The organism is Actinomadura graeca, assembly GCF_019175365.1.
In the GTDB taxonomy this organism is placed as follows: domain Bacteria; phylum Actinomycetota; class Actinomycetes; order Streptosporangiales; family Streptosporangiaceae; genus Spirillospora; species Spirillospora graeca.
Genome location: NZ_CP059572.1, coordinates 4,890,531 through 4,912,605, shown reverse-complemented (window position 1 = coordinate 4,912,605; position 22,075 = coordinate 4,890,531). Strand labels below are relative to the sequence as shown.

The window sequence follows — 22,075 nt, the reverse complement described above, 5'->3', positions numbered from 1 at the left end:
TCGCAGATCACAGCATGGGACCTTCCATGGAAGACACAGTTCCGAAACCAGAGAATCCGGCCCTCGAACGTCTACGCGAAGATTTTCCCGGACATCGCATTTGGCGGTCTCGCCGGTGGGATGGGGGACTTGGGGAATATGTCGCGACTCTCATCGACCCGAAGGCCGGGGTGGATGCGACGGTGATGCGTCCCGACCCGATCGCGCTGCGGGCGGAGCTGACCCGGGAGGCGGCCCGTGCGAGCACCGCCGTGAAGAGGTTCTGGTGACGGGGCGGACCCCAGCGTCCACCCCGCCACCGGAGCGGGCCGTCCACCCCCGGACGGCTCGGCCCGAGAGGGCGACGGCGTGGCCGGTGGAGATCCCCCCTGGCTCACCGGCCGCGCCGCGTCCTCTCGACGTGTGGCGGACGAGACGCCATCTCAGACGTCTCGCCCGCCGGTTGCGACGCCAGGGTTGGACCGTGCACGCTCGGCTCGCTGTTTCCCCACCGAGGCTGCGCGTGTTCGACCCGCAGGTGCCGCGTGTCAAGGCCGGCGTCACCGTGGTACGCGAGGACGCGGGCTTCTGGTACGTGTCGGGCGGCGATGAGCCGCTTGCCCCCTGTGCCGACCCCGATTGGGCCGTGGGCAGGATCTCCGCCCAGCTCATCCCTCGGATAGGTGAGGCCCTCGAACATCAAGGCACATTCTGAGAGCATCGCGCACGGATGTCCGAGGCCCATTCCTATCCGGGAGGACGAGGCACACGACGTTGGACGGTCAGTTCCAGTTGAGGTTCTCCCCGTACACGAACTCGCCGTTCTCGTAGAAGGAGATGTAGCCGCTCGTGCCCCGGCCGCTGGTGTCCTGGGAGAAGTCCAGGGCCTCCCACTCGGTCCCGGCCTCGACGTTGGCCTCCGAGGTGACCGTCCGCCCGGTCACGTAGTCGATCTTCACCTTCACCTGACGCGTCTCCTCACACTGCACCTTCCACATGTCGGCGGCCAGCAAGACCTTGTGCACGGGGTGCTCGACCTCCTGCATGTCCGCCGTGACCGTACACACAGCGGCGGCCTTGGCGGGGGCGGCCGGGGCGGCCGGAGCGGCCATGGCCGGAATGGCTCCCAGTCCACCCGACACTGCCGCGGCCAGGGACATTCCAACGAGAATCTTCGCGCGCATCGAACGATCTCCTTTTCCAGCTGTACCGGACATACCGAGACGCGTTCGGCACCGACCTTCCAGCTCGGCACCTTCGGATAAATCCCCGGAGGGCAATCCACAGGGCTTCGATCACCGCCCTTACCGCGTCGGTATACGCAGTTTGCAGTCACGAGCCCCGGCCGGTCGTCCCCGCCTGCGGGTGATCTTCGGTATAGCTGGCACTACCATCACGCCTTTACGCCGACCAAAGAAGACAGAGAGCCTGAATCCAACCCCCAAAGGTCGGAAAGATGAACGCGCAGAAATCAGTTCAGGTCTCGAAGATGTACCTAGCCACGAAGTCATCCCTACTACACAACGTCCATTTCTGCGGATTCCTGAGCGCAGGGTGTCCCGCGGCGGCAGCACGAACCGCCGATGATCACTAACGGCCCCGGGCGCCTACGCCACCGTGGCCGCTTCCGGACGATGCACCACACACTACAGATGGTGTAATGAGATCACTTACTCCAAGTTAGGGAGAATGTCATGCCACTCGCCACGACTCGCTTACTTCTGTGTCTCTCCCTGCTGGCGGGCGGTGCCGCCACGGTGGCCGCCCCGGCATCCGCCACGGCCAGCCCGTCCGCACCGCAGACGCTGATCCACCTCAGCGTCGCTCCTCAGTCCGGTAGGGCAGGGCGCACCGCGACGCTTACCTGCGACCCGGCCGGGGGCACCCACAAGAACGCGGCGGCCGCCTGCGCCGAACTCGCCGCCGTCGGAGGGGACATCCAGCTCGTCCCCCCGAAGCCGCACGTCAGCTGCCTTCAGATCTGGATCCCCGTCGATGCCACCGCGACCGGATACTGGCGCGGCCAGCCGATCAAGCCCTACTCCGAGACCATCACGAACGACGGCTGCGCCGCGATCAGGCACGGCCACGTCCTCGACTTCTGACCACCCCAGCGCGCCGCCGCCCACCGTCACCCGAGAAGCTCCCTCACCGACACCCACGACGGCGGCGCGCGAGGTCTCCCCGGGCCGCACCTTCGCGACCGATGAAGGATGATCAGAGGACGAATTCCTCGGCGCTCTGCGCAGTGACGGCGCACTTGAGCCAGTGGTCGAACTGATCGATATCAGTGCAGTTGTTGATCCGATCCCGATCGTCATCGGAGACCGAGAAGCCACGCACACCCAGCAGGATCAGAACAGCCTTGGCATGACCCTTGGCTAGACCTTTTACAAAATCTTCTATAAAAGCCTCCGAGCGTCCTCGTGCGCGGTGGCCTTCAACGAGGTTGGACATCCACTCGTGACCGTTCTGCTCCACAATCTCCTCCGGGATTTGGCGGGCGGCTTCAGACGCGTTTCGAGCACGAACAAGAGCACGTCCGTCCCACCTTCTGCGCGGCCTTCCTCGCGGCCTGCCAATCGGTGGTTCACGGCGAACTTCGAGACCCAGGTGTAGCGGTTCTTTCCACGGTCTCCTTCAGTAGCTACGGGCGGGCCTAAGAGAGCTGAAGGGCGTTGCAGTGATCATGGGCTACGACCGCCCTGCCAGGGCCCCAGCGCGGCGGTGAAACCGTCCGGGACCCCGCCGCCAGCGGCCCTCGGCGCACGCTTGTGAGTGCACAGACCCGGCCTCAGACAGCACCCTTGACCCGGTAACGGCACAAACGATCAGAGGAAGAGCTCCTCCGCGGTCTTGGCAGCAGCAGCGCGCTTGAGCCAGCGGTCCAGCTGATCGATATCAGTGCAGCCGTTGATCCGATCGCGGACATCGTCGGAAACCGGAATACCGCGCACACCCAGCAGGAGCAGGACGGCCCTCGCCTCACCTCCGGCGAGGTGGTCTTTGGCGAAGTCCGACATCCACTTGTGGCCGTTCCTCTCCACGGTCTCCTCCAGGAGCTTGCGCGCGGTTTCAGAGAGCTGCACCGCGATCCGGCACGGCCACGTCCTCGACTTCTGACCACCCCAGCGCGCCGCCGCCCACCGTCACCCGAAGCCCGGCCCTGACCACGACCGCCCCGGCTCTCAGCCAAGAAGCTCCGTCAGCAGCAGGCATGGAAGCGGCGGCGCAAACCATGCGCAAAGACGCGACTGTCATGCGTGCTTGCTGAGGTTGCAAAACAAGAAGCCCCGCTCGATCCGGGGCACCCTCCGGAGACCTTTTTGCTCATCGGCCGACTCACAGGTAAACCGACAGCATCGACCGTGTCACACGGTATTATGCTGCAACACGTTGGAGGTAAAATCTTCCGCCGAGTCGGCGGTCAGCGCGCACTTGGCCCAGCGTTGAAGCTGATCGAGATCACTGCAGGCCCTGATCTGGTCGCGAACTTGGTCAGAGACCGAAATACCACGCGTTTCGAGCACGAACAAGAGCATGTCCGCCTCACCTTCTGCCCGGCCTTCCCGACGGCCTTCCTCACGGCCGGCCGATCGGTGGTTCACGGCGAACTTCGAGACCCAGGTGTACTCATTCTTTTCCACGGTCTCCTCCAGTAGCTTCTGGGCGGCTTCAGAGAGCTGCGGCAAGATGTAGTCATGATATAGGTCACCGACATTGTCGGACAGGGTCTCGATCGCGGCGGCGACGCTGTGCAGGACGGCTTCGGCGTGTGGTCCGTCGGCATGTGCGGGGGCACTGAGCACGGCGAGTTCCGGCAGGCGGCGCGCCTCGTTCGGATCAGTGATGGGCGGCAGCACCTCCGGGGAGACGGTAAGCGGCGTCAGCACCCATCCAGGATGTCCCATGTCGATCGGCACCGCGCAGCCTCGGGCGGTGGCCCGGTCAGGGCAGAGCACCAGCAGTACCACCGGGCACCTGCGGCGCAGGCGTAGTGCGGCCAGGTAGGCGGGCCAGCTGTATCTCTTCTCCTCCCGGGCCCGCAGTTGCGACTCCACGACGACGCCGAGGTCGGGGGCCTCGGGTTCGCCCAGCAGGACGGTGGCGTCACAGCGCAGCTCGGCCGGATGCGTGTCAGCGTAGGACTCCGACGTCAGCGTGATCCGGTCTGGGCTGGGCACCTCCAGGCTGAAGACGGTGCGCAGTAACGCGGGGACGAGTTCCGGCCGGTTGCGAACCATCTCCAGCGGCAGCTCATGCATGTTCGTAGGCACGAGCATCAAACTAACAGTAATCAGAAGACCACGCTGAGTTAATTCAAACTTTCCCGGCGAGTCCGGGGCGAAAGGTCAGGCTGGTTGTGGTTCGGGGGTTGGTGTCTGGTTTCTGATGGGTCTTGTCACCTGCTTCGCGAGGCAGGGGGGCATCTCCGCCCCAGCGCCTGCCGTGCGGCGGCGGTAGGCGCTGGGCGGGATGCCGACCAGCTCGGTGAAGCGGGTGCTGAACGTGCCGAGCGAGGAGCAGCCGACCGCGAAGCACACGTCGGTGACGCTGAGGTCACCTCGGCGCAGCAGGGCCATGGCGCGTTCGATGCGCCGCGTCATCAGGTAGCTGTACGGCGATTCGCCGTAGGCGAGGCGGAACTGGCGGCTGAGATGCCCCGCCGACATGTGCACGCCACGGGCGAGCGCCTCGACGTCCAGGGGCTGTGCGTAGTCCCGGTCGATCCGGTCGCGGACGCGGCGCAGCCGCGCGAGATCGTTCAGGCGCTGCGCCGCGGTGAGCGCGCGTGACCAGCCGGGACTGCACATCGGAAGACTCCTTGTCCGTTTCCGCGAGTACCTGGGGACGGCCGCTCGTAAGGCGGCGTTCAGCGCTGTTCCTGGATGCGGATCAGGTTGCCCGCGGGGTCGCGGAAGGCGCAGTCGCGGGCGCCCCAGGGCTGGTCCGTCGGCTCCTGGACGACCTCGGCGTCGCCGGCCTGGACCTTCTCGAAGGTGTCGTCGAGATTCGGGGTGGCGAGCAGGATCCAGCCGTAGGTGCCCTTGGCCATCATCTCGGCGATGGTGCGGCGCTCGTCGTCGGTGATCCCGGGGTCGGTGGCGGGCGGCGCCAGGAGGATGGACGTACCGGGCTGGCCGGGCGGGCCGACCGTGATCCAGCGCATCTTGCCCTGGCCGACGTCGGCGCGGACCTCGAAGCCGAGGACGTCGCGGTAGAAGGCCAGGGAGGCGTCCGGGTCGTCGTGCGGAAGGAAGGTGGTGTGAATGGTGATGTCCATGCCGCTCACGCTAGGCGCGGGACGGTCATCGGGGCTTCTCGATTCCTGACCGGTTCCTCCAGGTGGCTTCAGCGCCGGTACAGGTGGAGCCTGTCGGCCAGGCGGTCGCGGAGGGCGTGGTCGTCGACGCCCTGGCCCTCCTCGGCGGCGGCGCAGAGGACGGCGACCTTGCCCACATGACGGTTCGTCTGGACGGCGCGGGTCGCCTCGCCCGCCTCGTCCAGCGGGAAGACCGTGGAGACCGTCGGGTGGATCATGCCGAGGGCGATGAGCCGGTTCGTCTCGACGGCCTCGTGGTAGTTGAAGCCGTGGGAGCCGATGATGCTCTTCAGGCGCATCCAGAGGAAGCGGTTGTCGTACTCGTGCCTGTAGCCCGTCGAGGATCCGCAGGTGACGATCCTCCCGCCGCGTTTGGCGACGTAGACGGACGCGCCGAACGTCTCGCGGCCGAGGTATTCGAACACGATGCCGGGGTCCTCGCCGACGAGGCGGCGGATCGCCTCGCCGAGCAGGCGCCCGGCCTTGGGGTGGCGGAGTCCCTGCTCGCCGAGGTCGAGGTCGTTGCGGTTGATGACGTGCTCGCAGCCCTGCGCGCGGACGAGCGCGGCCTTCTCGTCCGAGGAGACCACGGCGACGGGGATGCCGCCGCCGTTCTTGACCAGTTGCGTCGCGTACGAGCCGAGGCCGCCGGTGGCGCCCCACACCAGCACGACGTCGCCCTGCTTCATGCGGGCGCCGTGGGGGCCGACGAGCATCCGGTACGCGGTGGCGGCGCACAGGGTGCTGGCGCCCGCCTCCTCCCAGGTGAGGTGCGCGGGCTTGCGGATGAGCTGGTTCGCCTTGACGAGGCAGAAGTCGCCCAGCGAGCCGAAGTTCGTCTCGAAGCCCCAGGCGAGCGGGTCCTCGCTCATCATGGCGTCGTCGTAGGAGCCGTGGTCCTCCTCGTCCATGTAGGCCGGGGACAGGACGACCTTGTCACCGGCCTTCCACCTCCTGACGCCGGAGCCGGTGCGGACGACCACGCCCGCGCCGTCCGAGCCCAGGACGTGGTACGGCAGGTCGTGCCGGGCGCCGTGCGGGCCCCGGCGGCCGAACCTCTCCAGGAACGCGAAGGTGGGGACGGGCTCGAAGATCGCCGACCACACCGTGTTGAAGTTGATCGCCGCGGACATGACCGCGACGACGCACTCGTCCGGCGCCGGCTCGGGCATCTCGACCTCGCCGACGTGCAGGGAGCGCCGGACGTCCTTGTCGGCGTGCCCCTCGAAGATCCCGACCTCGTCCTTCAGGGTGTACGCGGCGCGGTACCGGGCCGGAAGGTCGAGTTCCAGGAGCTCGGGACCGCTCGCGCCGGAGCGGACGGCGTCGAGCAGGGCGTTGGACGAGCCGGGGTGGGCCATGGAGTGTCCTCCGTGTGGGCGGGATCCTTCAGCGTGCCGGAGCGGCCGGGCTCCGGGAGGCGTCGGGCTTGACGGCGGGTGTGGCGGCGGGCGCTGCGGCGGGTTCGGGGCGTCCGGCGAGCCTGTCGGCCAGGTCGGCGGCGAGGACGTCCACTCCCGGCGGGTCGAGCAGGTTCAGGTGGTGCGCCCCGCGGATCTCGATAACTTCCAGGTCGGAGCAGAGTCCGCCGAATCCGTTGGTCCCGTCGAGCGCGTACCGTGCGTCCTTCACCGCCCAGGGGGTCTCCTCGGGCGCGCGGTAGAGGATGACGCGGCCGTCGTAGGGGCCGGGGTCGTACGCCTCCAGGGACCTGGTGTCCTGGTGGGAGGTGAGCTGGTGGGCGAGGGCGGCCGGGGGGATGTGGTCCACCAGCGGCGCGGCCCGCTCCATGACCAGCGCGAACTGCGCCTCCTCGTCCAGCCCGGCCAGTTCCTCGTAGGTGAGCGCGACGTCCAGCCCGTACGTCTCATTGACGTATCCGGCGAAAGCGGCGAACCGGCGGGCGAGGGTGTCGGACTCGTCGTCCACGGGGAGCGGCAGGCCCGCGTCGAACAGCGCGACGAGCTCGACGTCGCGTCCCGCCGCGGTGAGCCGCCGTGCCGTCTCGTAGGCGAGGACGCCGCCGAACGACCATCCGCCGAGCCGGAACGCACCGTCGGGCTGCGTCTCCTGGAGATGCCGGACGTACCGGGCGGCGCGCTCCTCGACGGACGGGGCGTCCTCGAAGCGCTCCAGGCCGAGGACGGGCTGGTCGTCGCCCAGCAGGACGGTGAGCCCGCGGTAGCAGGCGGTGGTGCCGCCCGCCGGGTGCGCGACGAAGAGCGGACGGCGGCCGCCGCTGGCGCGCAGCGGGCGGACGGTCCGCCGCGCGGCCTCCTCGTCGGCGTCGCGGATGAACGCGGCGACGTGCTCGGCGGTGGGGACCTCGAACAACCGGCCGCGGGTCACCTCCCCGCCGGTCTCGGCGACGACCCGCGCGACGACCTCGTCGGCGTGGTGGTCGCGGCCGCCGAGGTCGGTGAAGAAGCCCGCGGTGACGCCGACGCGGTCGAGTCCGAGGACGTCCTCGAACACGCGGACGGCGAAACGCTCGGCGGCGTCGCGGGGCATCACGTACCCGGCCCCGGCGTTCGCGGTGGCGGACGGCGCGGTGGCGACAAGGCCCAGCCCGGCGGCGGCCCACTCGCCGAGGGCGGTCACGCTCGCGCCCTGGAGCAGCAGGGACGCGGGGACGGTCAGCCCGAGGTCGTGCTCGACACCGCTCTTGATCCGGACGGCGACCAGCGAGTCCAGCCCGAGGTCGGTGAGCGGGGCCGCGTGGTCGAGGCGCCGGGGGTCGAAGCCGAGGACGGCGGCGACCCGTTCCCCGATCCGTGCCATGACCATCGCACGGGCGGCGGCCGGGTCGAGCGCGCCGAGCGCCTCGACGCCGGGCCAGTCGCCGGGGTCCTGCCCTCCGGCCGCGTCCGTCAGCGCCGCGAAGTAGGGCATTCCGCGGATCTCGGGAAACAGGCGGACGGCCGTGGCCGGGTCGAACCGGAGCACGCCCACCCCGGACGTCCCGCGGACGATCAGCGCTTCGAAAGCCTCGGCGCCCTCCGCCGGGCCGATCGCATCGATCACGGCGAAGGCAGGCGCGCCGACGGCGCGCGCGGCACCGGCCGCGGCGGCGCCAGCGGTGGGTGCGGGTGTCGTCCCGGCGGCGCCTGCGAGGGCGGGTGCGGACGCCGTCTCGGGGGCGGGCACGGGCGCGGGCACGGGCACGGCGGTGGGTGCGGGTGTTGGTCTGGTGGCGCGGGCGGGGGCGGGGGCCGACTCGGCTAGTGCTTTGGCGGCGGCGCCTGTTTGTGACCAGGTGCCCCAGTTGATGGTGGTGCCGGGGCGCCCGCGGGCGCGGCGGTAGGCGGCCAGGGCGTCGACCGCGGCGTTCGCGGCGGCGTAGGCGGCTTGGCCGGGTGAGCCGAGCAGGGCGGCGGCGGAGGTGTGCGCGGCGAACCAGTCGAGGTCGAGGTTCCAGGTGGCCTCGCTGAGCCGCCGCGCGCCGTCGGCCTTCGCCGTCCACACCCTGTGGAGATCCTCGGCGCCGAGGTCGGCGATCAGCCGGTCGTCGGCCGCCCCCGCGCCGTGCACGACGCCGCACAGCCGGGCGCCGCCCTCCCGCGCGGCCGCGACCAGGCGTTCCGCGGTGCCGGGGCGGGCGATGTCGCCGAGCACGACGGCGACGTCCACGCCGTCCTCGCGGAGCGCGGCGATCACCTTCTCGGCGGCGGGGCCGGGGCCGCGCCGTCCGGACAGGACGATCCGCCCGGCGCCGCAGTCGGCGAGCAGCCGCGCCGTGACCAGCCCGATCCCGCCGTACCCGCCGGTGATCACATAGGCGCCGCCCCGCCGGACGAGCCGCCGCGGCCTGCCCTCCGGGGCGGGCAGGACGGCCCGCTCCAGCCGCGCCGCGTACCGGTGGCCGGCGCGCCAGGCGACTTCGCGGTCGTCGGCGTCCGCCAGCAGCTCCTCGACGAGGTCGGCGGGGCGGTCCACGTCGATGTGGGTGGCCTTCTGGGCGGTCCGCTCGAACGCCAGGACGCGGGTGAGCGCGCTGACGAACCCGTGGCCGGGCTCTCCCGCCTCGCCGTCGCGGACGGGCAGCGCGTTGCGGGTCGCCACGTAGAGGCGGGGCCCGTCGGGCAAGGTGCGGCTCACCTGGGCGACAGTGAGGACAAGCGTCTCGTCCACAAGGTCGGCCGGCGGGACCAGGACCACCCCGTCGACCGGGTCGCCCGGCTCGGGGTGTCCGGGCGGCCATGTCGCGGGCGCGTGCCGGATCACGCGGCGTCCGCGCGCTTCCAGGCCGGCGGCGGTCGCGGAGGCGAGCGCGTCTTCCTCGTCGGAGAGCAGCAGCCATGTGCCTCCGCCGTCCGGTGTCGTGGCGGGGAGGTCGTTCTCCGACCAGACGAGCCCGACGAGCTTGTCGGCGAGCGGCACCGGAACGTCGTGCCGCCTGACGCGGCGCAGGACGATCCCGTCCGCCTCGGCGAGGATCTGCCCGTCCGGCCCGACGAGCCGGACGGAACCGCATATTTCGTCGCCGACGTGGACGATCTCCGCTTGGACGCGGCCGCCGCGGTGCGTCGGCCCGTGCACGCGGAGGACGCCGATGGTCTCCGGCAGCCACACCTCGCCGTCGGCCGCCGCCTCGGAGCACAGCACCGCCAGGCAGCGGTCGAACACCTCCGGGTGCAACCGGTAGTGGCGGCTGCCGCGCTCGGCGCCCGCTACTTCCACGCCGCCCGCACCGGCGGCGGCCGGGGTCCGGTGGTCCTCGCCGACGTCCGCGCTGGCCAGACGCGTCCAGGTGCCCGCCGGGGTGAGCGCGTGGACTTCGACCCGCTGCGCGGCCTCGTCGAACGTCGTGGTGACGGTCGTGTGGTCGGCGAGCGCGAGCGGCCGCTCCATCCACAGGCTGTTGACGCGGACGGCGCCGGTGCCGAGCGCGGCGGCGCCCGCGGCGAGGGCCATCTCCGCGAACGCGGCGGCGGGCAGCGCGTGCAGGCCGTGGACGGTCGCACCGCGCAACCACGGCTGGGCGGCGAGGCCCACGTCCGCTCGCCAGGCGTGCCGGTCCTCCCCGGGGAGCTCGACGTGCGCGCCGAGCAGCGGGTGCGCGTCGCGGAGGGCGGACGAGCGGGGCGGCAAGTCCGCCCAGTGCCGCTCGTGCCGCCAGGGCGACGGCGGGACGTCCACGACCTGCCCGTCCGCGGGTCCGGCGACCGCGTGACCGTGCGCGGCCAGCTCGGCGAGGCGCGTGTGGAAGGTGAGGGTGTCGTCGGTGTCGTGGCCCTTCGGCGCCCGCTTCAGCGTGTGCGTGACGAGGGCGCCGGTGCCCTCCAGCGTCTCCCTGACCGCGTGGGCGAGCAGTGGATGGGCGTTGACCTCGACGAACGTCCGGTACCCGTCCTCGGCCGCCGCCGTCACCGCGCCGGTCAGCCGGACGGGCGCGCGGACGTTCACCGCCCAGTACTCCGCGTCCAGCGGGACGGCCCCGCCCAGGAGCGCGCGCGGGTCCTCCAAGGCGGTGGTGTACAGCGCGATACCCGGGGCGAGCGGGGTGCCCGCGTCGAGACCGACGTCGGCGAGCCGGTGGCGCAACTCGGGAAGCAGCGGATCGACCTGCGGGGAGTGGCCCGCGCCCTCGGCCCGGACGGGACGGGCGAGCCGTCCCTCCGCCTCCGCCCGCGCGACGGCCTCGGCGACCTGCGCGGCGTCGCCGGTCACGACGGTCTGCCCGGGCGAGGCGAACACCGCCGCGTGCACCCCGGGCAGGTCGCGGGTGAGGGCGGCGACCTCGTCCGCGGACGCGCCGAGCACCGCCATCGCGCCGCCTCCGACGAGCCGTGCCAGCAGGCGGGAGCGGCGGCAGATCACCTTCACGCCGTCCTCGACGCCGATCGCCCCGGCGACGACCGCGGCGGCGACCTCGCCCATCGAATGGCCGATGACCGCGCCGGGCGTGACCCCGTACGACGCCCACACGCGGGCCAGCCCGACCTGGACCGCGAAGATCACCGACATCGCGGCGGCGGGATCGCCGGGATCGCGGCCCTCGTCGAGGATCGTCCACAGGGCGGGGCCGCCCTCGGCGGCGAACAGCTCGTCCAGGTCGTCGACGGCCTCGGCGAACGCGGGCTCCTCCTCCAGGAGCAGCCGCGCCATGCCCGCCCGCTGGGCGCCGTACCCGGAGAACACGAACACGGGACGGCGCGGCGCGCCGAGCGCGGTGCCGGTGACGGCGCCCGGGTGCGGGCGCCCCTCGGCGAGCGCGGTCAGCCCCGCGACGAGCCCGGCGCGGTCACGGGCGGCCACGGCGGCGCGGGCCCGGCCGCGTCCGTCGCGCCGGTGCAGGGTGCGCGCCACGTCGGCGAGCGCGACGTCGTCGCGGGACGGCAGCCACCCGGCCAGCACCGCCGCGTGGTCGCGGACGCGGTCGTCCGCGACGTCCGACAGCGGGAACGTCCGGACGGCGGCGGGTCCGCCCGGACGTTCCCGCGCTTTCGGGGCCTCCTCCAGCAGGACGTGCGCGTTCGTCCCGCCGAATCCGAAACCCGACACTCCTGCGCGCGCAGGATGTCCTCGCTCCGGCCAGGGCGTGTTGTCCGTGACGACCGCGAGCCGCAGGTCATCGAACGGGATGTGCGGGTTGGGCTCCGTGTAGTGCGCGCTCGGCGGGATCACCCGGTGGTGCAGCGCCAGGACGGCCTTGATCAGCCCGGCGGCGCCCGCGGCCGACTCCAGGTGCCCGAGGTTGGACTTGGCGGAGCCGATCAGCAGCGGCTCGCCCTCGGGACGGCCCGCGCCCAGCACCTCGCCGGCCGCCCTCGCCTCGATCGGGTCGCCGAGGAACGTGCCGGTCCCGTGCGCCTCCACGTAGTCGACGCCGTGCGCGCCGACGCCCGCCGACGCGTACACCTCGCGGAGCAGCGCCCGCTGCGCCTCGGGGTTCGGCGCGGCCAGGCCGTTGGAGCGCCCGTCGGAGTTCACCCCGGAGCCGCGGACGACGGCGAGGACACGGTCGCCGTCGCGCACCGCGTCCGCCAGCCGCTTCAGGACGACCGCGCCGCAGCCCTCCGCGCGGGCCATCCCGTCCGCGGACGCGTCGAACGGCTTGCAGCGCCCGTCCGCCGCCGTCCCGCCCGCGAGGTCGAACGTCATCGTGACGGCCGGGGACAGCAGCAGGTTCACGCCGCCCGCGAGCGCCACGTCCGCCTCCCCGGCGCGCAGCGCCCGCGCCGCGAGGTGCGTGGAGACCAGCGACGACGAGCACGCCGTGTCGACGATCATGCTGGGGCCGCGCAGGTCGAGCAGGTACGACAGCCGGTTCGCGACGATGCCGAGCGCCGCGCCCGTCGCCGTGAACGGTTCCAGCGAGGCCGGGTCGGACGCGGTGAACGCCGCGTACTCCGGCGCCGACACGCCCACGAACACCCCGGTGCGGCTGCCGCGCAGCGACGCCGGGGCGAGGCCCGCGTGCTCGAACGCCTCCCACGCCACCTCCAGGACGAGGCGCTGCTGCGGGTCCATGACCGCGGCCTCGCGCGGGGCGATGCCGAAGAACCGCGCGTCGAAGGCGGCGACGTCGGAGAGGAACCCGCCGAGGCGCGTCGTCCTCGCCAGCAGGTCGCCGACCTCGGGGGAGCCGTCGTCGAAGGGGTCCCAGCGGCCGTCGGGGACCTCGCGGATCGCGTCGCCGCGTCCGGTCAGGAAACGCCAGTAGTCCTCGGGGCCGGTGAGGTCGCGGTCACCGCCGGGGAAGCGGCAGCCGACGCCGATCACGGCGATGGGCTCCCCGGCGGGGGCGGGCCCCGGCGACCGCGCAGGCGCGGGTGCGGGCGAGGACCCGGGCGACGCGGGTAGGCCGGGACGGGCGGGGGATCCGGCGAGCGCAGCCGCGAGGCCGTCGATCGTCGGGTGGTCCCAGACGAGCGTCGCCGGGAGGACGCGGCCGAGCATCCGCTCCAGCTCGCCCGCGACGGCGACGGCGTCCCGCGAGGCCAGGCCGAACTCCTCCAGCGGACGGCCGGGGTCGACCTCGGCGGCGGGGATCCGGGAGCGGAACGCGATCTGCTCGATCAGGTACCGGCGGAGCGCCTCCTCGCCGACCTGGAGGCCGTTCCCGGACGGGGCGGACCCGGAACGACCGTTGCTCTCCATGCCGTGGGTTCCCCCTACGAGACCGGGACCGTTCATCGACGCGAAGGGACCACCTTGGCCCACGGTGACCGGCCCACGATGCGCATCCAGGCCACGTTTCTCCGCGCCCGCTTGTCACGGTGATGACAAGACTCGGAAGTAGTCATTGTGGCTCGATGGGATGGTGGGGTCCCGGGGTGCACACTCGTCTGAGTGACCGGACACCAACATGTGGTGACAGTGGCCATCCGAGGCTGAAGGAGGAAACGGCGGATTCCCGAGGCGATCGGGACGTCCCGCCGGCGGACAGTGACCCGCGGCCGATACCGGTGGACGCTGACGGTGGTCGCCGTCGGCGCATTCATGATCACCATGGACAACACGGTGGTCGCGAACGCGCTGCCCGTCATCATGCGCGACCTCGGCATGTCCGACCGGGCGAAGGACTGGGTCGCGACCGGCTACATCCTCACGTTCTCCTGCCTGATGATCGCGGGCGGGCGGCTCACCGACGTCTACGGGCGCCGCGTCACCTTCGTCACGGGCATGGCCGTCTTCACCGCCGCGTCCGCCGTCTGCGGCCTGGCCCCCGACCCGGCGACGCTGATCCTCGCCCGCGTCGCGCAGGGCGCCGGGGCCGCGCTCGCGCTGCCCGCCACGCAGGTCATGGTCACCGTCGGGCGGACCGACGGGGAGCGCTCCCTCGGGACGGTCGTCTGGGTCGGCGCCGCGGCGGGCGCCACCGCCCTCGGCCCCGCCGTCGGCGGGTTCATCGTCCAGCAGTGGCACTGGGGCTGGATCTTCCTCGTCAACGTCGTGCCCGGCGTGCTGGTGATCCTCCTCGGCCTGGCCGTCCTCACCGGTGAGGGCGGGGACCGCCGCGCCCGCGTGGACCTGCCCGGCGTCCTCGTCTCGGCGACGATGCTGTTCGCCCTCACCTACGGCCTGCAGAGCGGGAACCGGCACGGCTGGGACGACCCGGGGGTCCTCGCCGTGCTCGCCCTCGCCGCCGCCGCGCTGGCCTGCTTCGTCCTCGTCGAGGGCTGGGCCCCCGACCCGATGGTCGACCTCGGCCTCTTCCGCGACCGGGTCGTCGCGGGCGGGCTGCTGTCGCAGATGCTGTACGGAATCGGCTTCAACGGGATGATCTTCTACTCGGCGACGTTCCTCCAGCGTTTCCTCGGCTTCTCCCCGCCTCGCGCGGGCCTGGTCCTGCTGCCCCCCGCTATCGCGATCATGGCGCTGACCCCCGTCGCGTTCTGGCTGGCCGTCAGGGTCGGCCCCCGCGCCGCCGTCGGCGGCGGCCTCGCCCTCATGGCGGCCGGCATGGTGCTGTTCTCCACGATCCGCAGCGGCGACGGCTACGCCGACCTCATGCCGGGCGTCCTGATCGTCGGTGCCGGTGCCGCCATGGGCATGCCGCTCGTGATGTACGTGCTGAAGGCCGTCCCCGACGAGCGGGCGGGCGTCGCCGGGGGCGTCATCAACGTCGTCCGCGAGGCGTCCGGCGCGCTGGGCATCGCCGTCCTCGGGCTGCTCGTCGATCATGTTCCCCGGGAGGGCGCGGGCCCCGCCGAACTGGAGACGTTCCGGGACGGGACGTCCGCCGCCCTCGTCCTCGGCGCCGCCGTCGTCCTCACCGGTGGCCTGGTCAGCGGGTTCACCCTTCCCCGCAGGGCCCGGCGCGAGCGCCCACGGCCGGAGCCCGCCGTCGCCGTCGCCGCCGCCGTCCCGGCCACCGTCCCGGCGCCGCGCGATCCGCCGATCACCGTCCGGACGAGGACCGAGCCCGCCAAAACCCCAGACGAGTTCACCTGGACCGGGACACCACACCACCGGCCCGCGCCCCCGGAAGGCCGGCACGAGCCGTACGTCCCGGACGACGACCCGGCGGGCGGCCCGCGGACGGCCCCGCGCGACGACATCTGGTGAGGAGGCGGCGGTGAACAGGATCGTGATCTTCTCCGCGGGGTCGCGCGGGGACGTCCAGCCCTGCGCGGCACTCGGGCGGGCACTGCGCGCGCGAGGCGACGAGGTGTGCCTGGTCGCAAGCGCCCGGTACGCGCCGCTGGTGGCCGCCGCGGGTCTGGAGCTCGCGCCGCTCACCGCGGACCCGGTGGAGATCCTCGAATCGGACGCGGGCCAGGAGCTGCTCTCCGGTGGACGCGACCCGGTGCGGTTCCTCACCGGGTTCCGGCGCATCCTCCGGCCGATGGCCGAGCGCCTGCTCGCCGAATGCCTGGACGCCTGCAAGGGAGCCGACCTCGTCCTGGGTCCCACGCTGGGTTTCCTCCCCGAGCACATCGGCCAGCACCTCGGCGTCCCCTGGGCGCTGATCCATTTCCAGCCGAGCCAGCCCACGGCGGCGTTCCCGCATCCGCTCGTGGCGCGCGCGCGGACGCTCGGCCCCTGGGCGAACCGGGCCAGCTACCACGCGGTCGAGCAGATCGCGTGGCAGCTGTCGCGTCCGTTCATCAACCCGTGGCGGGACGAAACGCTCGGCCTTCCCCGCCTGCCGGTCCGCGGCGCCCGTCACGACAGGGCACCGGTGCTGGCGTGCTTCAGCCCGGTGGTCGTGCCCCGTCCCAGGGACTGGCCCTCATACGTCACCATGACCGGCTACTGGTTCCTGGACGAGCCCGGCTGGGAGCCACCCGGCCACGTCACGGACTTCCTCGCGGCCGGACCCGCGCCGGTCTACGTCGGCTTCGGCAGCATGGTGCCCGGGGACCCGCGGCTCACCGGCCAGGTCGTCCGGGCCGCGCTGCGTCTCGCCGGAGTCCGCGGTGTGGTGCACGGCGACCCGGAGACCTCGGACGAGCACGTCCTCGCCGTCCGGGACGTCCCGCATTCGTGGCTGTTCCCGAGGACGTCCGCGGTCGTGCACCACGGAGGCGCCGGCACGACGGCCGCCGGGCTGCGCGCGGGCGTCCCGTCGGTGGTGTGCCCGTTCTTCGGCGACCAGCCGTACTGGGGCGGGCGCGTCGCCGCGCTGGGGGCCGGGCCGCGCCCGCTGCCGTTCCGCGACCTGACCGTCCCCCGGCTGGCGGCGCGGATCCGGCGCGCCGTGCGGGACGCGGGGATGGCCGAACGCTCGAAGTCCGTGGCCGTCCGGCTCCAGGCCGAGGACGGCAGCGCGCGCGCCCGCGAGGTCCTCGCCTCCCTCCTCCGCTGAGCCGGGCGAACCGGACGGCTCACCTCGATCCTCAGGCTTCCGGCGTTCTCCGCCAGCGCCAGCCCGCGCCGTCCGGCGACGGGACGATCTCGCGTTTCGCGTTGTCCACCGGAGCGGGACGCGGCTGCGGACGGCCGTCCGCCCAAGGCGCCCACGTGGCGGCCTCGTCTTCAGGCGGCGGCGCGACCTCATCCGCGTCGGGCGGCGGCGTCTCGTCGGGCGGGCGCTCCCAGCGCAGGGCGTAGGGGAAGGGCCGGTCGTCCGGGAGCGGGGGCGGCGGCGGCGCCGGGACACCGGGCAGGTCGGCACGTTCGCGCAGGTCGGCACGTTCGCGCAGGTCGACGTGGGCGTGCAGGCCGGCGAGCGGGCCCGGAAGCCACCAGTTGGCCGCTCCCATGAACCGCATCGTGGCCGGGACGAGGAGGGACCGCACCAGCGCCGCGTCCACGACCACGGCGACGAACATGCCGACGCCGATCAGCTTGACGACGGTGATGCCGGCCATGCCGAACCCGGCGATGACGACGAGGAACAGCAGCGCGGCGCTGGTGATGACGCCGCCGGTGCGCTGCATGCCGGACGCGACCGCGACGCGGTTGTCGTGGGTGCGGTCCCATTCCTCGCGGATGCGGCTGAGCAGGAAGACCTCGTAGTCCATGGACAGCCCGAAGACGACCGCCAGGATAAGGATCATGCTGGTGGCCTCGACGCCGCCGGTGGGCGTGAAGTCCAGGAGCCCGGCGAGGTGCCCGTACTGGAAGCCCCACACGATCACGCCGAAGGACGCGCCGATCGACAGCACGTTCATCACGATGGCCTTCAGCGGCAGCACGACCGAGCCGAAGAACATGAACAACAGGACGAACGTGGCCAGCCCGACGGCGACCGCCATCTTCGGCAAGGTGCGCATAAGGCTGGACATCAGGTCCATCTGCGCGGCGGTGATGCCGCCGACGTCCACGTGCAGTGGCCGGCCGTCCTGGGACAGCCGCATTTCCCGCACGGTCTTCACCAGATCCTGCGCGCGCGGGTCCATGGGCTCGTACTTGTGCGTGACCGAGATGCGCACGCCCCCGTACTCGCCCGAGTAGCCGGTGAACTGCGCACCGGTCACCCCGGGAAGCGAACCCAGCCTCCTACGGAAGTCCTCCAGGTAGGGCGGGATGTTGCCGCCCTTGGGGGTGGGCTTCCAGTCGCGCGGGATCAGGTCCCCGGACACCACCACGTCGACGGGCTCGGACGATCCGTTGGGAAAGTCGTGCTTGACGGTCTCCGCCACGGCCCGCGTAGGGCTGTCCTTGGGCAGGACACGGGCGTCGAGGCTCGCGAACTGAACGTTCAGGAACGGGACGGACATCACGCCGAGGACGACCAGGACGGCCGTGAAGTAGGGAAGCGGATGCTTCATCACGCTGCCGCCCAGGCGGTACCAGAAGCCGCGTCCGCTCCGCGCGTGTTGCGAGCCGGGACGGCGCCACGGCATCCGCCCCCATTCGACGCGCGGGCCGAGCAGCGCCAGCAGCGTGGGCAGCAGCACCGTCGCGCCGAAGACGGCCACCACGACGGTCGCGATCCCGGCGAGCCCGATCGTCCGCAGGAACATCTGCGGGAAGAGCAGCAGCCCGCCGAGCGCGGCGGACACGGTGACGCCGGAGACCATGATGGTGCGCCCGGCGGTGGCCATGGTCGCGCCCAGGGCCGCCTCCCGCAGCGGGCGCATCGCCTCCCTGTGCGCCGCTTTCACGTCCCTGCGCGCCTGGCCGCGTTCCCGTTTCCAGGGTCTCCCCGGTTCCAGGCCCTCCGCCGCCACGGCGCGGTCCAGTTCCTCCCGGAAACGGCTGATGATGAACAGCGAATAGTCGATCGCGAGGCCGACGCCCATCATCGTGACGACCTCCAGGGCGAAGGACGTCACGTCCGCGGCGTAGGTCACCGCGTGCAGGACGGCCAGGCCGCCGATCATCGAGAACGCCGCCACCACCATCGGCAGCAGGGACGCGGCGAGCGCGCCGAACAGGATCGTCAGCAGGATCAGCAGCGGCAGCGCCGTGATGGTCTCGGCGCACACGATGTCCGCGGTGACCTGCTCGCCGAACTCCTGGCCGAGCGGGACGCCGCCGCCGAACCGCGCGCTGAGGCCCGGCGCCCGCAGCCGGTCCTCGACCGCCCGGAACCCCTCAAGCTTGGCGCGGTCGTCGCCGCGCAGCTTCACCGCGACGAACGTCCCGTGCCGGTCGCGGGACACGAACGAGGCGGCGGCCGCACCGCCGACCGTCCAGTACGAGATGGTCTCGGCGACCCGTTCCCTGGGCAGCCCCGCGAGCGCGGTGGCGACGGCGGCCTTGTAGCGCGGGTCGTCCACCGTCATCGTGTCGCTCTCGTAGAGGACGAGGACGTCGGGGCTGGTGTTGCCGAAGTAGGTCCCGCCGAGCTTGGCGACCAGCGTGGACGAGGCGTCGGGGTCCTCGAAGCCGCCCGCCTTGAACTTGGAAAACACGCCCACGCCGAAGGCGCCGGCCGCCACGGTGAGCACCAGGATCAGCACCAGGGCGGTCCGGCGCCGCCGGTGGATCAGCCGTCCCAGCCCCGCAAGCATGTCCCTCCCGTCGTTCCGCGCCCGCCGGGCGCTACCGGCGCGACGCCAGGCGGGCCGCGGTCGTCGGCAGCGCGCCGTCACGGTGGCGCCGCCGGGTGGCGGCGCGCGCGATCTTCCCGCTGGAGGTGCGGGAGACGCCGCCCGGCTCGATCAGCACGAACTCGTGGACGCTCATCTCGTGCTCGATGTTGACGGCCCCGCGCACCGCCGACTCCACCTCGCGGAGGTCGAGCCGTCCGATCGGGACACGCCTGTTGCGCTCGGCCACGATGACGAGCCTCTCGGTCTCCTCGCCTTGCAGCGCGAACGCGGCGACATGGTCCGGGCGGACGGCCGGGTGCGCCTCTTGCGCGGTCATCTCGATGTCCTGGGGATAGTGGTTCCGTCCGTCCACGATGATCAGATCCTTGATACGGCCGGTGACATACAGCTCACCTTCGTGGACGACACCGTGGTCGCCGGTCCTCGTCCACGGCCCGGACGGCAACGCGCCCGGCTCGGACAGCTCCGCGCCGAACGTCTCCCGGGACAGCTCGGGGTCGCGCCAGTAGCCCGCCGCGGTGTTGGGACCGTGCACCCAGATCTCCCCGACACGGCCGTCCGGCTGCTCGGCGCGCGTCCCGGGATCGACGATCGCGACGATCTGCCCGGACGGCCGCCCGCACGACACCAGCGGGACGGCCCCGTCCGCGCGGAGCCGCAGCGCGCCACCGGCCAGCACCTCCCGATCGACGGTGATGACCTTCGGGGGACGGTCCTCCGCCGCCGCGGTGACGAAGACGGTCGCCTCCGCCAGCCCGTACCCCGGTGCCTGCGCGCCCGCCCGCAGCCCGGCGTCCGCGAACCGCTCCGCGAACGCCGACAGCGTGGACGTGCGGATCGGCTCCGCGCCGTTCAGGCACGTCGTCAGCCCGGACAGATCGAGGCCCGACAGCCGCTCCTCCGACGCCCTGGCCCCCACGTACTCGTAAGCGAAGTTGGGCCCGGCGGTGTACACGTTCTTACCCGGACGCTCGGCGATCAGCTCGATCCACCGCATCGGGTTCATGAGGAACGACACCGGATCGGTGAAGATCGCGTGGTCGCCGTGCGCCAGCGGCAGCGCCACCGTCGCGATCAGCCCCATGTCGTGGAACAGCGGCAGCCAGCTCACCAGCTCGGGATCGGGCCTGCCGGGCGCCCACCCCGCCCACAGCTGCGCCGCGTTCGCCGTCATGTTCCCGTGGGTGATCCGCACGCCCGCCGGACGCCGCGTGGATCCCGAGGTGTACTGCAGGTAGGCGAGGTCGTCGAAGCCCACGGGCTCGTCTTGCCACCCGTCCGCCGCCCCGGGATCGACCTCGTCGGCGAGCACGACCTCCGGCCGCGGGACGTCACGGTCGGCGAGGAACTTCTCCACGTGCGGCAGCGCGCTCCGCGTCGTGACGGCCACCGCGGGCGCCGCGTCCGAGTACGCGCCGGCCAGCCGGTCGGCGTGCCCCGGCAGGTCGGGCGAGAACAGCGGCACCGCGACCACACGCGCGTACAGGGCGCCGAGCATCGCCGTCACGTAGTCGAGGGACTGCGGCAGCAGCAGCGCCGCCCGCTCCCCGGGCCCGGCCACCCGCCGCAGCGCCGCCGCCATCGCCCGCGCCCGCCGGTCGGCCTCCGCCCACCCCAGCGTCGTCTTCGCTCCGGACGGGTCGAGCGAGTAGTCGGCGAACGTGAAGGCCGGGGCGCCGGGCCTCTCCCGCGCCCATCCGGCGAGCCGCCCGATCAGCGGGGTGCGGCCGGAGCCGCCCGGGAGGAGTTCCGGAAGCAGCGAGCCCAATGCCATTGATCTCTCCCGGGGGGACCGGCCACGCGAGCCATCGGAGGCACACCGATGGAGGGAAGCTACCCGATGGTAGGTACCGCGTGGCAACCCCGGGACGCCGTGCCGCCGGGCGCTACTTCTCCCCGGCGAAGATCCTTTCCATGATCCCCCGCCGGTGCCGGCCCTGGTATCCCGTCCCCGCCGCGGCGGGGAGCTCGGCCAGGTAGCGGCTCTCGGCCTCGATGAGCTGCTCCAGCTCACCCCGGTCGAGGAACACGCCCTTGCACCCCTCGCACTCCTCGATCACCACGCCGTGCCGTTCGTGGGTGCCGAGGCCCGCTTCGCATTTCGGACACCGCAGCGTCGCGTCTGACATGCCGGAACCCCTGTCCGTGACGGCGCCTTCACTGTCAGCCGCTCAGCATACTGACACGTCCGCTCATTCATCACGACTTACGGATACCGGCACTCACTCTCCGTCGGCCTCGCCGATCGCCCGCTCGAACGCGGCCCGCCGCCGCCACAGCACCGCGCACGCCGCGCCCCACAGCAACCCGAACTCCGCCACCAGCACGAACCCGAGGACGACGGCCCAGTCCGTGCCGTCCCCGCCGTCCGCCGCGACCGGCGACATCAGGGTCATCCGGCTCTCCCCGGCCACCGTCCGCGGCCGCGGCTCCGGGCTCGCCGCCCCAGGCGCGTTCAGCGGCGGCAGCACCACCGGCGCGGACGGCGCGCTCAGCATCTCCGGCTCCTCCGCGCTGTCGGTCTCAGGCTCCCCCGGCCCATCGGGCACGACGTCCGTCTGGCTGTGCGTTTTCGTGCCGTGGCAGGACGCCCCCTTGCACGGCCGAGGCGCGCTCTTAGGAGAGCCACCACTATGGGACGGCTTGCCGCTCCCACCAGACGACCCCGCAGGACACGTGTGTTTCCCCTTGCAACCCGCTGCGGGAGCCTTGGGCTTGGGCTTGGCGCTCTGGCAGCCCTTGCCGTGACACTTCCGGGGCTTGGAACGGGGCTTCTCCACCGGCTTGCTACTGACGCACGCCCCGCGAGGGCACCCCGAGCCCGGCACGAGGGCCGGCTTCTCGGGGACGCACCGTCCGCTACCCGGCCTCTGGCACT

At 72.3% G+C, this 22,075-nt stretch carries 16 protein-coding genes; 4 read left to right on the top strand and 12 right to left on the bottom strand.

The window, feature by feature from the left end:
* The first annotated feature begins 502 nt into the window (after nt 1–502).
* On the top strand, nt 503–694 hold the full coding sequence (locus tag AGRA3207_RS21835; protein WP_231328896.1) for a hypothetical protein: 192 nt from the start codon (nt 503–505) through the stop codon (nt 692–694).
* 67 nt (nt 695–761) lie between these two features.
* On the opposite strand, the gene AGRA3207_RS21830 is transcribed toward AGRA3207_RS21835, so the two are convergent.
* Entirely contained in the window at nt 762–1,025 is a 264-nt protein-coding gene (locus tag AGRA3207_RS21830) for a hypothetical protein (RefSeq protein ID WP_231328895.1), read from the bottom strand.
* Nucleotides 1,026–1,673: 648 nt separating this feature from the next.
* Between AGRA3207_RS21830 and AGRA3207_RS21825 the strand changes: the two genes are divergently transcribed.
* The gene (locus AGRA3207_RS21825) at nt 1,674–2,084 is read left to right on the top strand and encodes an SSI family serine proteinase inhibitor (protein WP_231328894.1); all 411 of its coding nucleotides are present in this window, start codon (nt 1,674–1,676) and stop codon (nt 2,082–2,084) included.
* A gap of 112 nt (nt 2,085–2,196) precedes the next feature.
* Here the strand turns inward: AGRA3207_RS21825 and AGRA3207_RS21820 are convergent, their stop codons facing one another.
* The 7 genes from AGRA3207_RS21820 to AGRA3207_RS21785 form a co-directional block, all read right to left on the bottom strand.
* A complete protein-coding gene (locus AGRA3207_RS21820) occupies nt 2,197–2,460 on the bottom strand; it encodes a hypothetical protein (protein WP_231328893.1) in 264 nt (87 codons plus the stop codon).
* A 350-nt stretch (nt 2,461–2,810) separates the two neighbouring features.
* Entirely contained in the window at nt 2,811–3,068 is a 258-nt protein-coding gene (locus AGRA3207_RS21815; protein ID WP_231328892.1) for a hypothetical protein, read from the bottom strand.
* Nucleotides 3,069–3,350: 282 nt separating this feature from the next.
* Nucleotides 3,351–4,262 carry a hypothetical protein gene (locus tag AGRA3207_RS21810; RefSeq protein ID WP_231328891.1) on the bottom strand — a complete coding sequence of 304 codons (912 nt, stop codon included), beginning with the start codon at nt 4,260–4,262 and terminating at the stop codon, nt 3,351–3,353.
* 69 nt (nt 4,263–4,331) lie between these two features.
* Nucleotides 4,332–4,793, bottom strand: coding sequence for a helix-turn-helix transcriptional regulator (locus tag AGRA3207_RS21805; RefSeq protein ID WP_231328890.1), 462 nt, complete (start codon nt 4,791–4,793; stop codon nt 4,332–4,334).
* A 59-nt stretch (nt 4,794–4,852) separates the two neighbouring features.
* Complete coding sequence (locus AGRA3207_RS21800; protein WP_231328889.1) at nt 4,853–5,263, bottom strand: VOC family protein; 411 nt, start codon at nt 5,261–5,263, stop codon at nt 4,853–4,855.
* Nucleotides 5,264–5,331: 68 nt separating this feature from the next.
* On the bottom strand, nt 5,332–6,663 hold the full coding sequence (gene ccrA / locus AGRA3207_RS21795) for a crotonyl-CoA carboxylase/reductase (protein WP_231328888.1): 1,332 nt from the start codon (nt 6,661–6,663) through the stop codon (nt 5,332–5,334).
* 28 nt (nt 6,664–6,691) lie between these two features.
* Complete coding sequence (locus AGRA3207_RS21785; RefSeq protein ID WP_273699587.1) at nt 6,692–13,405, bottom strand: type I polyketide synthase; 6,714 nt, start codon at nt 13,403–13,405, stop codon at nt 6,692–6,694.
* A gap of 351 nt (nt 13,406–13,756) precedes the next feature.
* Between AGRA3207_RS21785 and AGRA3207_RS21780 the strand changes: the two genes are divergently transcribed.
* Together AGRA3207_RS21780 and AGRA3207_RS21775 are read left to right on the top strand one after the other, a co-directional pair.
* Nucleotides 13,757–15,316 (top strand): MFS transporter, encoded by a 1,560-nt coding sequence (locus tag AGRA3207_RS21780; RefSeq protein WP_231328887.1) that lies wholly within the window; start codon nt 13,757–13,759, stop codon nt 15,314–15,316.
* Between the two features lie 10 nt (nt 15,317–15,326).
* The gene (locus AGRA3207_RS21775) at nt 15,327–16,559 is read left to right on the top strand and encodes a glycosyltransferase (RefSeq protein WP_231328886.1); all 1,233 of its coding nucleotides are present in this window, start codon (nt 15,327–15,329) and stop codon (nt 16,557–16,559) included.
* A 31-nt stretch (nt 16,560–16,590) separates the two neighbouring features.
* Here the strand turns inward: AGRA3207_RS21775 and AGRA3207_RS21770 are convergent, their stop codons facing one another.
* The 4 genes from AGRA3207_RS21770 to AGRA3207_RS21755 form a co-directional block, all read right to left on the bottom strand.
* The gene (locus AGRA3207_RS21770) at nt 16,591–19,155 is read right to left on the bottom strand and encodes an MMPL family transporter (RefSeq protein WP_231328885.1); all 2,565 of its coding nucleotides are present in this window, start codon (nt 19,153–19,155) and stop codon (nt 16,591–16,593) included.
* 31 nt (nt 19,156–19,186) lie between these two features.
* The gene (locus AGRA3207_RS21765) at nt 19,187–20,971 is read right to left on the bottom strand and encodes a fatty acyl-AMP ligase (protein ID WP_231328884.1); all 1,785 of its coding nucleotides are present in this window, start codon (nt 20,969–20,971) and stop codon (nt 19,187–19,189) included.
* Nucleotides 20,972–21,083: 112 nt separating this feature from the next.
* Nucleotides 21,084–21,326, bottom strand: coding sequence for a TFIIB-type zinc ribbon-containing protein (locus AGRA3207_RS21760; RefSeq protein ID WP_231328883.1), 243 nt, complete (start codon nt 21,324–21,326; stop codon nt 21,084–21,086).
* A 93-nt stretch (nt 21,327–21,419) separates the two neighbouring features.
* Nucleotides 21,420–21,695 carry a hypothetical protein gene (locus AGRA3207_RS21755; RefSeq protein ID WP_231328882.1) on the bottom strand — a complete coding sequence of 92 codons (276 nt, stop codon included), beginning with the start codon at nt 21,693–21,695 and terminating at the stop codon, nt 21,420–21,422.
* Nucleotides 21,696–22,075: the final 380 nt, after the last annotated feature.